Genomic DNA, 16,056 nt, shown 5'->3' with positions numbered 1-16,056 from the left:
CTTTATTTTTATATACCATTCTTCAAAAGATGCAATTTACCTTTTAAAAAATATTTTTTTCATCCAACTCGCTTAATGGAATAGACCAAAACATCCATCCCATGAAATGAAGTTGTTTTTTCATAACTAAGCCCTGTTTTTCTAGCAACAAATATTGAAGCGGGATGGTTCGGGTTAATAAGAGAAATTAATCTATTTATTCGCAATGCTTGGAAACCGTAGTCTCGAAATGCTGCCGCTGCTTCTTTCGCATATCCTTTTCCCCAATACTGCGGAAGTAACCAATACCCAATTTCAATTTCCTCTTTCCCATCTATATTCTGCTTTACTAACCCTGCATGACCAATTCGTATTCCTGTTTCCTTTTCAATCAGTACGAATAAACCGAGACCACTTTTATAACTAGGAATCACCCACTCCTCCAAACTTTTTTTACATTGCATATACGTTTTTAACGCCCCATTTCCAATATAGCGCATCACCTTTTCATTCCCCCATAGTGAAGCATAGAACTGTAAATCATCCATTGTATATTTACGAAATTGTAAGCGATCTGTATGAAACATTTTAAACTCCTTCCCAACATTCTGTTCTTTATTACACGATCATATTTTGCATGTATACTAAATGTTACTATTTATTATAAATGAATCAGCCGTAAAGCGCAGAATATTCAATCTTTAAAAACAAAAAAAGCAGTAGACAAATATTATCTACTGCATCCATATCATAACTAGCATAAAGAAAACTACAATTGAGGGGGGTGTAGGATTTTCAAATACACTAGATACTTATCCCGTTCTAACGGGCGGTAAACTTTCCAATTATATGAAAGTGAAAAGTTTACCGCACATAAGAACTTTTGCGTTCATTAAGAGAGCACTGTTAAGTAGTCAAATACAGGCTGTGCTTTTTCTCCACCCATTCGCGCATGTTGAAGAAGAGAAATACCATGTGGACCAGATGCACGTAATGCTTCTGGTTGTGCTACTAAAATAGCTTGTACAACTTCTAACTCTCCAAGCATAGCTGCTGCAAAAATATCCATTCGAGCACCCTTCTCCAGTAAATAAAGAGCAATATCTTTGCGGCCTACATGTGCCGATGCCCCTAATGCACTTTCCCAATCTGCCCCACCCCAATTATAAGAGGCATGAAGTAAGCTTGGTGATTCAGCCAACATTTCCTGTACTTTTTCTAAATTCCCGTGAGCTGCCATAACAAATTCTCTTACTAATTCAGTGGTAATACGCTCTTCTGTTTGCATCTCGATTCTCCTTTTTTAGAAATTCGTTTCGGTGTAAAAAATGGCTTGTCGCTTCCCTGAAAAATATCTACTTCTATACCAAATACATGTTGAAACATTTGATGACATAGTACTTCTTCTGGTACACCATCATACTGAATCTTCCCTCGCTTCAATACAAGTAAACGATCACTATATTGAGCAGCTTGGTTAATGTCATGTAAAACCATTATAATTGTCATCCCAAACTCCTCGTTTAATCGTTTCACAAGTTCCATTACTTCCAACTGGTGAACGATATCCAAAAAGGTTGTTGGTTCATCTAATAATAAGATATTCGTACGTTGTGCTAGCGTCATTGCAATCCAAGCACGTTGTCTTTCTCCTCCTGATAAAGATTGTAAAAGGCGATATTCATACCCTTCAAGATTTGTAACGGACAATGCCCAATCAACAATTTCTTCATCTTCTTTATTTAAGCGTCCACTCCATGATTTATGCGGCCCTCTTCCAAATTCGATTAATTCTCTTACTGTTAAATCTAATTGATGATCATGCATTTGTGGTAACATCGCTAATTGCTTCGCTACATCAGCGCTCTTCATCGTATGAATATTTTTCCCATCTAAAATGATATCCCCTTCGCTTTGTTTAAGTAGCCTTGCCATTAAACGGAGCAAAGTAGATTTCCCCGATCCATTCGGTCCAATTAAACTAACGACTTCGCCAACTTTAATATGTACATTCGTATTTTGCATTTGAAATCTTTCGGAATGTGCGTAAAATACTTTTTCAACGGAAATCACGTTGTTTGCCTCCTCTATGAATTAAATATAAGAAGAACGGACCACCCAAGAAGGACAATAAAATACCAACAGGCAATTCGATTGGATCGAACCAACTTCGAGCTATCGCATCTGCGAAAACAAGTAATATCCCACCACCAAGACATGACAATGGTAGCAAATACCTATAATCATTTCCGACTAATAAACGTAGCATATGCGGTACAACAAGGCCGACAAATCCAATAAGTCCAGAAACACTAACCGCAATTCCAGCTAACAATGTACTTACTACTATTAAATAAAACCGACTTCTTTCCACGTTATAACCTAATAATTTCGCCATTTCATCTCCAAGCATTAATACTCGAATATGTTTAATACCAAAGAAGGCTAATATAATGGCAAACATAGCGTAATAAATAATCATATTTAAATGTGCCCAACTTACCCCACCAATACCACCAGCTAACCATGGTAACACGGATTGTACCTTATCACTATGTAGTAACATTAATGCTGACGTTGCTGCACCAATTAACACATTAATTGACACACCCACTAAAACAATTCTTGAAGGCGGTGCCCCTTTTTGCCATGATAAAGCATAAATAATCATCGCTGTGATGAAAGCTCCTAAAAATGCTCCTAGCGGTAAAAAGGCCATATGCTGAGGAAATAGAATCATAATTACAATTGCTACAAGACCGGCTCCAGATGAAACCCCTATAATACCAGGGTCTGCAAGAGGGTTTCTCATAACCCCTTGCAGTAATGCACCGGATGCCGCTAAACATGTTCCTACTATAAATCCAACGAGCACTCTCGGTATACGAAGGTCCCATACAATTCGATGAACTGTCGAACCCTCATCTTGCATCCCTACCAAAATATCTCGTAAAGAAAAGGATAAACTTCCTGCGAAAAGACCGTAAAAAAGACCTAGAATCGTTAATAGCACTAAAGTAACTGCCATGATCCATCTTTTTTTCGCAAAAGGATGTTCCTTTTCTCTTACTACTTCACTACTCTCCATACTTATCATTTCCTTACATCTTGTATACTTTTATACATAAAGTCCATCGCTTCTGTAACTTTTGTTCCTGGATTTGACCCAAATAAGTCAGGTGGCAATATTACTACGCGATTTTGTTTTACTGCGTCTAAATTTTTCCACGCCTCATTTTTCATCATTTCGCCTTCGAATGCTTTTTTCACACTATTTGGATCTCCATGTGTAATTAAATAAATTACATCAGGATTCGCCTCAATAATGCGTTCTACACTTAGCTGCGCATATTGCGGATATTCCTTCATTTCTGGAAAATCAGCAGCAATATTTTTCCCGCCTGTTTTTTCTAAAATATCACCTGATAAAGATGTTGGTAATGCTGCTAAATAAGTACCTGGTGCTCCATACACTAGCAGTGCTTTCACATCGCTCTTTTTCTCATATTTCTTCATTTGATCATTAATTTTTTGGTTAAGTGCTTTCGCCTTATCTTCTTTCTTCATTATCGTTCCATATAGTTCAATATTTTTTTGAATATCTTGTATAGAATTCGCAGAAGAAATCATTACTTTCGTTCCTCGTCCTTCAACCGTTGGAACATTCTTTTGGAACCCATTGTTAGCAATAAGTACGTCAGGCTTTAAGCTAGCAATTTGCTCAAAATTCGGCTGATGTGCATTCCCGATTACTTGTACTTTCTTTATATCCTCTGGAAGAGTTATTTTTGCATCCGGACGGCCTACTATTTTTCCGCCTAAAGCATGAATAATATTCATGTCTCCCATACTTAATGTTGCAAAACTCTCTGGCACTTTATCGAATGTTACCTTTCTCCCTGACAGGTCGGTAACTTCGATTTTCTCTTTTCCTTTTTCTGTTTTTGTTACAGATGCTTTTTCGTCTCCTTTTGCACTGCAACCTATTAATAAGAAAAAAACAGATAAAATCGCTGTGAATAGCGTAATAGATTTTTTCATTCTTCCACCTCTAATTGATAATGATAATCACCAACTACTATTCTACTTTAATTGATAAAGATTATCATTGTCAATATAAAACGTATACATTTTCTAAAAAAAACAAAAAGCGTTACAAAAAAGATTCCTTCTTTTTGTAACGCTCTATTTATCAATATTATTCACATTCGTTTCCCTCTAACTCGTCTCGCATCACTTTCACACGCTGAAAGAAAAAGAAAGATAAACTTAAAAATATAGCGATGCTCCCCATCATAACAAAAGATTGTATCGTTTCTTTTGCTCCATTTGGAATCAATAAGCCAACCATTAACAATGTACTTACAGCGAGAAGGATTTGCCCAAACCTTGTGTAATCTTCTATTTTTTCTTGTAATTCTTTCATTATACTCTCACTCCTCCATTTCACTGTATCATATTCTATTAAACTTAAAGACAAGTAAATACAGCCAGTGAGGGGGATGTTTTCCAAAAGAAAAAGAGTCGCGTCATTGCGACTCTTTCATATCTATTACACACCTTTATATGCTTCCATATAAATTTCTTTTAGTTCTGAAATGAGCGGTAATTTTGGGTTCGCAGTTGTACATTGATCTTCAAAAGCTCTTTCTGCTAATACTCCAACAGCACCTTCAAATTGCTCTTTATCGACTCCTTGTCCAGCAATACTCATATTAATATTCAAGCTTTTTCCAAGTACAATAATTGCTTGAACGAGTGATTCCACACCTTCTGCTGCCGAACTTGCTGGAAGCCCGAGCATTCTCGCAATATGTGCATATCGTTCATCAGCTACAAAGTGCTCATATTTTGGGAACAATGCGTGTTTTCTTGGCTTAATAGCATTATAGCGAACTACGTGCGGCATAAGAATTGCATTCGCACGCCCATGCGGAATATGGAATTCTGGTCCAATTTTATGTGCTAAACTGTGATTAATACCTAGAAAAGCATTTGCAAATGCCATTCCTGCGATTGCAGAAGCATTATGCATTTTTTCTCGTGCTTCTTCATCATTTCCATCTTTAAATGCCCTTGGTAAATATTTAAATACGAGATCAATGGCCTTTAATGCTAATCCATCTGTATAGTCATTTGCCAGAACAGACACATACGCCTCGATTGCATGCGTTAATACGTCCATCCCAGTGTCTGCTGTTACATGTGGCGGTACTGTCATTACAAATTGCGGATCAACAATTGCTACATCTGGCGTTAATTCATAATCCGCAAGTGGATACTTTATATTATTTTTCTTATCTGTAATAACCGCGAATGGTGTCACTTCTGATCCTGTTCCAGATGTTGTTGGAATGGCAACAAACTGCGCTTTACTTCCTAATTCCGGATATTTACATGTGCGTTTTCTTATATCTAAAAACTTCTGTTTAATTCCATAGAATGTTGTTTCTGGATGCTCATAGAAAAGCCACATCCCTTTCGCTGCATCCATAGCTGAACCACCACCAAGTGCGATAATTACATCTGGCTGAAAACTTCTCATCATTTCCGCACCTTTAAACACAGTTTCATCTGATGGATCTGGCTCAACCTCAAAGAAAACTTCAACTTTCACATCATTTGCATGTTTACGTAAATAATGCGCGACCGTATCTACATATCCGTGCTCAACCATTCCTGGATCCGTTACAATAAATGCACGTGAAATGTTAGGCATATTTGCTAAATATGCTGTCGCATGTTTTTCAAAATAAATTTTTGGTGGTAATTTGAACCACTGCATATTCTTTTTTCTATTTGCCAACCTTTTTATATTTAATAAATGTGTCGCTGTTACATTTTGAGAAACTGAGTTTTTCCCGTAGGAACCACAGCCAAGCGTAAGTGATGGAATAAATCCATTATATATGTCACCGATTCCACCTTGTGATGAAGGGGCATTTACAATAAGGCGGCAAGCTTTCATACGTAATCCAAATTGCTTTTGCACTTCTTTATTTACAGAATGGATGACTGCTGAATGGCCTAAACCACCGAGGTTTAACATTTCTTCACAATATGTAAATCCTTCTTCTAATGAATTTGCTTTTACACAAGCTAATACTGGACTTAACTTCTCACGAGATAGTGGATATGCGGCTCCGATGCCTTGTATTTCAGCTACAAGCATTTTTGTATTTTTAGGTACAGTAATTCCAACTAATTCGGCAATATACTGTGCGGATTTCCCTACAATATCACTATTTACTGCACATGTATTTTCATTAATAACAAGTTTTTCTAATTTACTTCTCTCTTCCTCAGTTACAAAGTAACAATCATTTGCAATCATTTCTGTTTTCACATCATCATAAATTTCTCTGTCTACAATGATTGCTTGTTCTGATGCACAAATCATACCGTTATCAAATGTTTTTGATAAAATCAAATCATTAATCGCTCGTTTTATATGCGCTGATTTTTCTATATAACATGGTACGTTACCAGGACCTACACCTAGCGCTGGTTTTCCAGTAGAATAAGCTGATTTCACCATACCAGCACCTCCAGTTGCCAAAACAAGCGCAACACCTTCATGGTTCATTAATTGTTTCGTTGCTTCGACAGAAGGTTTTTCAATCCACTGAATACAATGTTTTGGTGCCCCCGCCTTCACCGCTGCATCATATACTGTTTTTGCCGCTGCAATGGAACAGTTTTGTGCTGAAGGATGAAATGCGAAAATAATTGGATTTCTCGTTTTTATCGCGATTAATGCTTTAAACATTGTTGTCGACGTTGGATTCGTTACCGGCGTTACCCCAGCTACTACACCAACAGGTTCAGCAATTTCTATTATCTCTTCATGAGGGTCTTCGTGAATAATCCCTACTGTTTTATCTTTCTTTATGCTATGCCAAATATATTCAGTAGCAAAAATATTTTTAATGCATTTATCTTCGTACACACCACGACCTGTTTCTTCAACAGCCAACTTCGCAAGTGGCATATGTTGATCAACACCTGCTAATGCCATTTCATGAACAATGCTGTCAATTTGCTCTTGTGTAAAACTTTCTAATGCTTGTAAAGCCTTCCGACCGTTATTCACTAACGTATCAATCATCTCTTTTACTTCCTGCATTTCATTTACAACTTTCTCTTTGACTACCATGTAAATTCCTCCTATTCTGCTATCTTGGACTGAATTAGACCCTATAGGTCATAACAAGTCCCGATTAGCACAAAAAAAATAGAGTTGCTTTCCTACATGAACCTCATTGTTTGTGAAATATTTCACAAGTTTGTTCGTGAGTAACATTTCATGAACTTAATATACACGAAATTATTTCATTTGTGTATGTCTATTTTGTGAAATATCTCACAAAAAAATATAAAAAAATGCACTGCTCTATATTAGCAGTGCATTTTTTTATGCTAACGCTTGTGCTAAATCTTCAATTAAATCTTCGCCGTCTTCAATACCGACAGAAATTCGAATTAATGTATCTGTAATTCCTAATTCTTTGCGACGATCTGCTGGGATTGATGCATGTGTCATTTGAGATGGGATAGAAATTAAACTTTCCACTGCTCCTAAACTTTCAGCCAGTGTAAAGTATTGTAATTTCTCAAGTACTTTATTTAATGTTTCTTCACTATCTACATCAAATGAGATAATAGCACCAAATCCATTTGCTTGTTCTGTTGCTAATGCATGGTTTTGATGTGACTCAAGACCTGGATAATATACTTTTTTTACTTTTGGGTGATTATTTAAAAACTCAGCAATTGCGCGTGAATTCGTTTCATGTTCTTCCATACGAATTCCTAATGTTTTTAAACCACGAAGTAGTAAGAAGCTATCTTGCGGGCCAAGAATTCCTCCTGTTGAGTTTTGTACAAAGTGAAGGTCTTCTGCTAATTGCTGGCTATTTACAACTACTAGACCTGCAACTACGTCACTATGACCTCCTAAATATTTCGTTGCACTGTGAAGTACAATGTCTGCTCCTAAAGAAATCGGCGACTGCCAATATGGCGTCATGAATGTATTATCAATAATCGTTAATAAATCGTTCTCTTTCGCAAGAGTAGATATTTTTTTAATATCAGTAATTTTCAGTAATGGGTTCGTTGGTGTTTCCACATAAATCGCTTTCGTATTTGGACGAATTGCTTCTGCAACTTCCTCTAAGTTTGTTGTATCTACAAATGTATGCTCAATACCGAAGCGGTTTAATACTTTCGTAATAACGCGGTACGTTCCACCATACACATCATCTGTTAAAATAACGTGGTCACCTTTTGAGAACAACATAATTGTCGCTGTAATAGCAGCCATTCCTGAACCAAATGCAAAGCCAGCATGACCATTTTCTAATACAGCAATCATTTCTTCTAAAGCTGCACGTGTTGGATTTCCTGTACGTGAATATTCATATCCTTGGTGCTTACCAACTGCTTCTTGTTTGTACGTACTCGTTTGATAAATCGGTACATTTACAGATCCAGTTGAAGGTTCTCCTATGCGAATACCATGAATTAACTTTGTCTTTGCTCTCATTTTTTATTCCCATCCTTTGTATATGTCTTTACTTAAATAGCGCTCACTACTGTCAGGAAAAATCGTTACAATATTTGTACCTGGTTTCGCCTTCTCCGCCTCAAGTAAGCTTGCATGAAATGCTGCTCCTGAAGAACTCCCAACGAGAAGACCTTCTTTTTGCGCTAATTCTTTCACGCGTAAAAATGCATTTCGATCAGAGATTGTATGAATCGCATCAAAATAAGATGTTTTTAAAAATGGCGGGATGAATTCCAGGCCAATCCCTTCTGTTTCATGCGAACCAGCTTTACCACCATTTAAAATGGATCCTTCTGGTTCCACAATAACCGTTTTTATATCTATATTTTTTTCTTTCAAATAAGATGCAGTCCCCATGAATGTACCACCAGTTCCTGCTCCCGCAACAAATATGTTAATCTCTCCGTTAAGTGCCGACCAAAGTTCAGGTCCTAGTGTTTTGAAATAAGCACGAGGGTTTGCTTCATTCGCAAACTGACTTGGAGAGTATGAATTCGGTATTTCATTTACTAACTCTTTCGCTTTTGCAATTGCACCGGTCATTCCTTGCTCAGTCGGTGTATGCACAACCGTTGCGCCTAATGCTTTCATTAATTCTTGTTTTTCAATACTAAATTTCTCTGGTACACAAACAATAACGCGTAAATCATGTTCTAACGCTGCAAGTGCCAGTCCAATACCAGTATTTCCAGCAGTCGGTTCAATAATTGTTCCGCCCTGGGTAACAAGCCCTTTTTCTAACGCATCTTCAATTAATTCTCTTCCTAAACGATCCTTAACGCTTCCACCTGGGTTATAAAATTCAAGCTTTGCAAATAAACGGACCCCTTCCGGAAGTGAAAAACGAGTAATTTCTACAATTGGTGTATGACCAATTAGCTCATGAACTCCACGATATACATTCATCGTGTTCTCCCCCTTATTTGCCAATAAAGAAAAGGCAACTGTATGTATTTTCTTTATATGAGACAGTTGCCTTTTTGTTACATTACTTTAACTCTTCTAATACTTTTACGATAAAGTTTGTAGAATGAAGAGCTGCTTGATCTAAAAATTGATCAAATGAAACATTTGATTCTTTACCAGCAATATCAGAAAGTGCACGAATGATAACAAACGGAACTTCATATTGGTGGCATACTTGTGCAACAGCTGCTGCTTCCATTTCTACTGCATAAAGATCTTCAAATTTATCACGAATGGCTGCAACGCGGTCCGGATCACTCATAAATGAATCGCCTGTTGCAATCATACCTTTTACAACTTGAATATTTTCTTCTGCCTGCATACATTTCTCAGCTAATGCAACTAATGCCTCATCAGCCTTGAATCCAGGCGGCATTCCTGGTACTTGACCATATTCATAGTTAAATGCTGTTACGTCTACGTCATGGTGACGAACTTCTGTTGAAATAACGACATCTCCAACATTTAGAGAGTGATGGAATCCACCAGCTGAACCAGTATTGATTACTTTTTCAGGCTTATATCTTTCTAATAAAATTGTCGTTGACATCGCTGCATTTACTTTACCAATACCAGACTTTAACAAGATTACTTCATGTCCTGCTAATAGTCCTTTCGTAAATTCACAACCCGCAACCGTTTCTGTTTCTGCTTGTTCTAATTTGTCACGTAAAATACGTACTTCTTCTTCCATTGCTCCAATTACAGCAATTCTCAATCTAATCCCTCTTTCTATTGCTTAGTTGCCTCCATTACCCAAACGAAATGATTTAATCTCGTAAACGTTACATGGAAGCCATTGTTTTCAAAAATAGACTGCATGACTGGAATACGTGTATAGTATTCCGTTTGCAAATCGTTCGCTAACTGATGAAAACCTCTTTGTTTTGCTGTTTCAACAGTTTTATCATATGCATCTTGATCTGCAAATATCGTATCAGCAAACACTATTTTACCACCTTTGTTTAGCAATTGACTATACTTCGCAATCGCTACATTTTTTTCATCATCTGTTAAATGATGAAATGCATAGGTGCTTACTATGGTATCAATTGAATTTGGGACTTCAAACGAAAGAAAATCACCTTCTGTAATGGAAAACTCTTTCGGCAATTTCTCTTTTGCAATCATACGCATTTCACGTGACGGTTCTATACCGTAAACTGTGCGGCCAGCAAGTAATAATTTATTTGTTAAATTACCAGTACCAACACCAAATTCTAATACATTACCAAATGACTTGTTAACTACATCCTCTAGAATGTCCTCATAACGGGCGAAAACTTCTTTATATTGTATATCTTCACCTTGTACGAATGAGTCGTACGTATGAGCCCACTCATCAAATAAACCATTAAATTCTGTACCCATAAAAATTCCCCTTTTTCTTATCGGTTTTATCAGTATAATATGCCCTCTTTCTAAAAATGTCAATTAAAATGTCAATTAAAATGCACATGGTATTTCCTTCTTTTCTTTGTTACACTATAGGTGATTACATAGGAGAGGGGTCGTCTTCGTGTCATTTACCTTTGAAATGTTAGAAGATAAAGTAGAATTTTTTGAAGCGGGAGACTTGGCTTCTTTAGAACGAAAAATTAGTGAACAAATCGATAATAATAAAGCACTTATGCTTGAAGTTCATCATATCTCACATCAAATGGTTATGGATCCCGAAAGCAAAAGGCCGTATTATAGCGCCGTTGTTCATTTTAAGTTAAAAAAATTACGCTAAACTAAAAAAGAGAACTCCTAAAGAGCTTCTCTTTTTTACAAGTACTGGTTTCCAGCCCTCATTGTCTACCCAATCAATATTTACATAATATTTTTTACCTGATTGCTTATCTTGTACGTTGCCGTAAGCTTTATTCTTACCGTTATTTCCGATTCTATGAATAACTAATTGCTCTACCGGAACATCAATTGCAGCTGAAATCGCTTGATTCATCTCATTCCAATCTGCTGTACCTTTTTTAAACGTCATCGCAGGTGTTGCACCTTGCTCTGTACCTACTGGCTTCCAAGAAGATTTCGTATAAGCATCTGTTGCCTTTGGCTGTGTTTTTTCAGCTGGTACTTTTTCATTAGATTTAGCTTCTTCTTCAGCTTGTTTCTTTTCTTCCTCAGCTTTTAACTTCTCTTCTTCAGCCTTTTGTTTAGCTTCTGCTTGCTCTTTTTTCTTAGTAGCTTCTTTATCTTCTGATTTTCCAGATTTCTCATTCTTTGTTGTTTGCTGAGATACTTTCTTTTCAGTAGAAGATGCTTGCTCTTTCGTATTAGGAACAAACAATTGATATGCTACAATAGCTACTAATAGTAACACAATAGCAATTGCAATATTTAAAACACCGTTTTGACGACGTTTTTGTTGTTTCTGTTGGAATCTAGATCCTCCTGCCATTCTTCAAACCTCCATGCAGTTTTTCATACTTGCTATTGTAACATTAAATCTAGAAAGGTTGAACATTTACAATAATATTTTCATGAAATGAAAACATTTTACTATAAATTGCAAGATTACTTTTCATTCTCTAATCGATAGATTGCCTCTACAATATCTTTAAAAACAGGTGTAACTTTATTTACATTACTATCAGTTTCTATATCAACGACAACTAAAGCATATCTTGGATTTTCATATGGAAAATAACCTGCAAACCAACGATTCACTTTCGTTCCCTTTCCTGTTTGTGCTGTCCCAGATTTTCCAGCGACACTTAATGGTAACGACCTGAATGCTGCTCCTGTTCCTTTCTCTGTCGTTACAACACTCCTTAATAAATCTTGTAATGTTTTCACTGTTTCATGCGAAAGCTGTTTTCCATTTAATGTATGGTTTCCAAATGTAAAAAAATCCGTTCCATTTTTATACACTATTTTCTCAACAGCTTTCACTTCCATCTTTTCTCCATTTCTAGCAATCGTCGCCATCATATTTGCAATCGCTAAAGGTGATATACGTACATCTTTCTGTCCAATTGCTGTTTGTGCTATCGCTTTATTACTATTCTTATTTACTTCATTCCCCCAAATAGTAGCACCCTTCTCCTCAGGCATTTGCTCAAAATGCGCTGTATGAAACACTGAACCTTTCCACCCAACCTTTTCAGCGCCCCCTAAAGCCGCTACGTAAGTTTCTAGCACCGCCCTATCCTTTTGCATTAGCTCATTACCTAGCTCTGAAAATGTCCTATTACAGCTTCTAGCAAAGCTCTCTTTAAAACTGATTGTGCCCATCATAACTTGTGAACGATTTTCACCATATAAATCTTTATCACAATTGAATGTGCGGTTAAACACATTCACATTTTGATCAATCACTGCCGCTGCAACTACTGTTTTAAAAACAGAGCCCGGAAAGTGCGGTGTTAACATTTGATTCTCAAGTGTAGCCTTATATAAATTCTCGTCTTTCATCTGTACAAATGGTTTGCTGACCATCGCCAAAATTTCATTCTTCTTTACATCAAGTAATACTAATCCCCCCTTCTTTATTTCACTTTCTTCAATTACCTCTTCTGCTTTTTGCTGCAATTCTTTATGTAACGTAGTTTGAATCGTAACTGGATAAAATGGATTTCCTGGTGAAGTATATTTCGCTTGTTTTCCAAAAATCGGTTCCCCTTGTCGATCCACTTGATACAATACTTTTGCCTCTCCATCAGTCAATAGAAATTCATCAAATGATTGCTGTAACCCAGAAATGCCGATTGGTGTTTGCTTTGAAATTTTTTTCACTTCTCCGTATCGCTTTTGAAATTCTTGTTCATTCTCTCCCACATCACCAATTAAATGATTCATCGCTCCAGTTTGTTTTAATCGCACTTCGGCTGCTACAACACCTAATACATTTAATTGATTCACCTTCTCCATGTGCTCTTGTGTCAATCGAAATGGACCATTTCCTCTTTGCAATACAAAGGCATTTTTCTTATCTTTCATTTGATTTTCGATCTCTTGTCTCGACAAACCAATGATATGCGCAATTTTCTCTAACATGCCGTTTTTTATTTGTAAAAACGGAAAAATAATTAACACCGGATACTTTTCCTCATCTATTTCCTTACCGTTCTGATATATAAAACGCCCTCTTCCATCATCTATCGTAATAGATTGCGTCCGTTGTGTAACACTTTTTTCAATTAAATTAATCTTGCGATCTGTAAATGATTCTGTATCTATAATTTGTATTTGAATTAAACGACAAAGTAATAAAAACATAACACATATAAAACAAATTAATACAATTGTAATTCTCCGTTTTATTTCCATAAAAAACACCTCGTCTATTGTAGTTTAGACGAGGTACCATTTTATTTATACAAGCTACAAAACAAAAATACATATTACATAAGCTGTTATTGCTTCTTTGGCTGCTCTAGAAATTTCATAAGAAGCGATTTAAATTCTGTTTCATTCACCCCAGTGTTTTTGGCAGCTTCAATTACAGTAGGTGTTACGTTAGCCGCTACTTTTAAATATTCCTCACTTAAATTATTCATTTCACTTCTTTTTTCTTTAGCATTCTCGACTGTTACAGAATCAATACAAGCAATCATTTTATCTACAATTTGTAAGTAATTATTTTCTGCATCTATTATTTTTTGAATATCATCTTTATTACTTACTTTCGATTGTTTCAAATATGTATATGCTTGATTTACTTCATCCTTTAAAATTTTATCATTATTCTTCGCCTGTTCTTGCAACATATTCTTCATGTCATCTATTGTTTTTTGGTCCATTGAGTCTCGCAATAAATAATCTGGATTTCCAATCGCATAATCATACTTAATTGTTACATTTTGAAACATTTTCATCACAATAGCTAATTGATATGCTACATCAAAATCATCAAATTCCTTTTTATCTTGTGGATTTTCTACGTTTTTTGAACCCTCAGTTGCTCTAGTATCCTTTTTTTCTTCTTGCTTTATTTTTTCGCCCTTTGATGATGTAGTTTCCTCATTCGTTCCACATGCAACGAGCCCTAATATGGATATACTACAAACCAGTCCTGTAAAGATTTTATGTTTCATAATTAGCCCCTTTTCCCTATTAAAACCTATAGTTCTTAATTATGATATCAAAGCTTAAAGTAACTTTTTGACATTTCCTGTCGAATCGTTCAAATGTTCATACATTTTTCCATTTTACAGATAAAATCTCTACTGCATTTCTCCACCTGGTGTTTGAATTGCTACTTTTTCACCAATTTGCTTACCTAATAAGCTTTTTGCGATTGGAGAATCGTTAGAAATTCTTCCTTCAAATGGGTCTGCTTCTGCGCTACCTACGATTGTGTAAGATTCTTCATCTCCACCTGGTAACTCTTTAAATGTTACTGTTTTACCTAATGTAACAACAGTAGATTCTTCGCCGTTATCTGTGATGATAACTGCATTACGAATCATGTTTTCTAATTGTGTAATACGTCCTTCTACGAACGCTTGCTCATCTTTCGCCGCATCGTACTCAGAGTTCTCAGAAAGATCTCCGAAGCTACGTGCAATCTTAATGCGCTCTACAACCTCTTTACGTTTTACCGTTTTTAAATCCTCAAGTTCGTTCTCTAGCTTTTGCTTACCCTCTTGCGTCATAGGGTATGTTTTTTCTGTTGCCATATTTTCCACTCCTTTTATATACCAATCCCCCGAAAAAAGAGGAGTTCCATATGAAAACTCCCCCGCTTATATGTAGAGCGGAGGTTTCTAGCACGCCTGCACTAGCGGAGTTGTCACATACAACCCCGTATTTCCAATTCTTCTTTATATAAAGAAGATATGTATGGAAAGTTGATATAAATATGCCCTCACCTATATATAGATGAGGTTGCATGTTTCATTGTATTCGATAGGAAGGGAAAAAATCCCTTCCTATCGTATATCTTTTACTATGCTATTACAAATTTACTTTTTGTTCAAGAATTGTTGCAATTTTTGTCACCATAATATCAATTGCAACGTGGTTTTGTCCACCTTCAGGAATAATAATATCTGCAAATTTCTTAGAAGGCTCAATAAATTGATTGTGCATTGGACGTACAACACTTACGTATTGATCAATAACTGAATCCATCGTACGACCACGCTCTTTAATGTCTCGCTGCATGCGGCGCAGGATACGAAGATCCGCATCTGTATCAACAAACAGCTTAATGTCCATTAACTCACAAAGACGTGGGTCTTCTAAAATAAGAATTCCTTCTAAAATGATTACATCTTTCGGCTCAACTGGAATAACTTCTTCTGAACGCGTATGCAATGTATAGTCATATACAGGCTTATCAATTTGCTCATATGCAAGCAACTGCTGCAAATGTTCAATTAACAGATCATTATCAAATGCAAGCGGATGATCATAATTTGTTTTTAAACGCTCTTCCATTGGTAAATGGCTTTGATCTTTGTAATAATAATCTTGCTCTAAGATTAAAATAGAATGACCTTTAAAATGGTCAAAAATCGCTTTCGTTACACTCGTTTTACCTGATCCTGAACCACCAGCAATTCCAATTACAACAGGCTTATTCGTCCCCATTC

At 36.2% G+C, this 16,056-nt stretch carries 17 protein-coding genes; 1 reads left to right on the top strand and 16 read right to left on the bottom strand.

Annotated features, from left to right (window positions below; all coding sequences use genetic code 11):
• Positions 1-59 precede the first annotated feature (59 nt).
• The 11 genes from DN410_RS15260 to DN410_RS15205 all read right to left on the bottom strand — a co-directional run bounded on the left by DN410_RS15260 (position 60) and on the right by DN410_RS15205 (position 10,885).
• On the bottom strand, positions 60-566 hold the full coding sequence (locus tag DN410_RS15260) for a GNAT family N-acetyltransferase (RefSeq protein ID WP_000469114.1): 507 nt from the start codon (positions 564-566) through the stop codon (positions 60-62).
• A 305-nt stretch (positions 567-871) separates the two neighbouring features.
• On the bottom strand, positions 872-1,267 hold the full coding sequence (locus DN410_RS15255; protein WP_149177134.1) for an ankyrin repeat domain-containing protein: 396 nt from the start codon (positions 1,265-1,267) through the stop codon (positions 872-874).
• The gene (locus DN410_RS15250; RefSeq protein WP_149177133.1) at positions 1,234-2,052 is read right to left on the bottom strand and encodes an ABC transporter ATP-binding protein; all 819 of its coding nucleotides are present in this window, start codon (positions 2,050-2,052) and stop codon (positions 1,234-1,236) included. Before DN410_RS15250 ends, DN410_RS15255 begins: the two co-directional genes overlap by 34 nt.
• Positions 2,039-3,067 (bottom strand): FecCD family ABC transporter permease, encoded by a 1,029-nt coding sequence (locus DN410_RS15245; protein ID WP_149177132.1) that lies wholly within the window; start codon positions 3,065-3,067, stop codon positions 2,039-2,041. The genes DN410_RS15250 and DN410_RS15245 overlap by 14 nt, the downstream gene beginning before the upstream one ends.
• Positions 3,068-3,072: 5 nt before the next feature.
• Positions 3,073-4,020: an ABC transporter substrate-binding protein gene (locus DN410_RS15240; protein ID WP_149177131.1), complete on the bottom strand. Its 948-nt coding sequence runs from the start codon at positions 4,018-4,020 to the stop codon at positions 3,073-3,075.
• A 157-nt stretch (positions 4,021-4,177) separates the two neighbouring features.
• Positions 4,178-4,405: a YrhC family protein gene (locus tag DN410_RS15230; RefSeq protein WP_149177129.1), complete on the bottom strand. Its 228-nt coding sequence runs from the start codon at positions 4,403-4,405 to the stop codon at positions 4,178-4,180.
• Positions 4,406-4,531: 126 nt separating this feature from the next.
• Positions 4,532-7,135 (bottom strand): bifunctional acetaldehyde-CoA/alcohol dehydrogenase, encoded by a 2,604-nt coding sequence (gene adhE, locus DN410_RS15225; protein WP_149177128.1) that lies wholly within the window; start codon positions 7,133-7,135, stop codon positions 4,532-4,534.
• A 258-nt stretch (positions 7,136-7,393) separates the two neighbouring features.
• Complete coding sequence (locus DN410_RS15220; protein WP_149177127.1) at positions 7,394-8,527, bottom strand: bifunctional cystathionine gamma-lyase/homocysteine desulfhydrase; 1,134 nt, start codon at positions 8,525-8,527, stop codon at positions 7,394-7,396.
• Between the two features lie 3 nt (positions 8,528-8,530).
• Positions 8,531-9,454: an O-acetylserine dependent cystathionine beta-synthase gene (locus tag DN410_RS15215; protein WP_149177126.1), complete on the bottom strand. Its 924-nt coding sequence runs from the start codon at positions 9,452-9,454 to the stop codon at positions 8,531-8,533.
• 82 nt (positions 9,455-9,536) lie between these two features.
• Positions 9,537-10,232, bottom strand: coding sequence for a 5'-methylthioadenosine/S-adenosylhomocysteine nucleosidase (gene mtnN, locus DN410_RS15210; RefSeq protein WP_060632349.1), 696 nt, complete (start codon positions 10,230-10,232; stop codon positions 9,537-9,539).
• A gap of 14 nt (positions 10,233-10,246) precedes the next feature.
• Positions 10,247-10,885, bottom strand: coding sequence for a class I SAM-dependent DNA methyltransferase (locus tag DN410_RS15205; RefSeq protein WP_149177125.1), 639 nt, complete (start codon positions 10,883-10,885; stop codon positions 10,247-10,249).
• A gap of 148 nt (positions 10,886-11,033) precedes the next feature.
• Between DN410_RS15205 and DN410_RS15200 the strand changes: the two genes are divergently transcribed.
• Positions 11,034-11,249, top strand: coding sequence for a YrzA family protein (locus tag DN410_RS15200; protein WP_000010984.1), 216 nt, complete (start codon positions 11,034-11,036; stop codon positions 11,247-11,249).
• Here DN410_RS15200 and DN410_RS15195 read toward each other — a convergent pair.
• From DN410_RS15195 to udk, 5 genes are all read right to left on the bottom strand, one after another.
• Positions 11,241-11,915, bottom strand: coding sequence for a YrrS family protein (locus DN410_RS15195; RefSeq protein ID WP_149177124.1), 675 nt, complete (start codon positions 11,913-11,915; stop codon positions 11,241-11,243). The genes DN410_RS15200 and DN410_RS15195 overlap by 9 nt on opposite strands.
• 116 nt (positions 11,916-12,031) lie before the next feature.
• Positions 12,032-13,786 carry a peptidoglycan D,D-transpeptidase FtsI family protein gene (locus DN410_RS15190; protein WP_149177123.1) on the bottom strand — a complete coding sequence of 585 codons (1,755 nt, stop codon included), beginning with the start codon at positions 13,784-13,786 and terminating at the stop codon, positions 12,032-12,034.
• 86 nt (positions 13,787-13,872) lie between these two features.
• On the bottom strand, positions 13,873-14,553 hold the full coding sequence (locus DN410_RS15185; protein ID WP_149177122.1) for a hypothetical protein: 681 nt from the start codon (positions 14,551-14,553) through the stop codon (positions 13,873-13,875).
• 129 nt (positions 14,554-14,682) lie between these two features.
• Complete coding sequence (greA, locus tag DN410_RS15180; RefSeq protein ID WP_179958620.1) at positions 14,683-15,138, bottom strand: transcription elongation factor GreA; 456 nt, start codon at positions 15,136-15,138, stop codon at positions 14,683-14,685.
• Between the two features lie 277 nt (positions 15,139-15,415).
• Positions 15,416-16,054, bottom strand: a complete 639-nt coding sequence (gene udk, locus DN410_RS15175) for a uridine kinase (protein ID WP_000537082.1) — start codon at positions 16,052-16,054, stop codon at positions 15,416-15,418.
• Positions 16,055-16,056 lie beyond the last annotated feature (2 nt).

The organism is Bacillus sp. SH5-2 (assembly GCF_008368905.1).
Classification (GTDB): domain Bacteria; phylum Bacillota; class Bacilli; order Bacillales; family Bacillaceae_G; genus Bacillus_A; species Bacillus_A luti.
The sequence above is the reverse complement of the archived record's forward strand: the minus strand, read 5'-3'. Positions and strand labels throughout refer to the sequence as shown.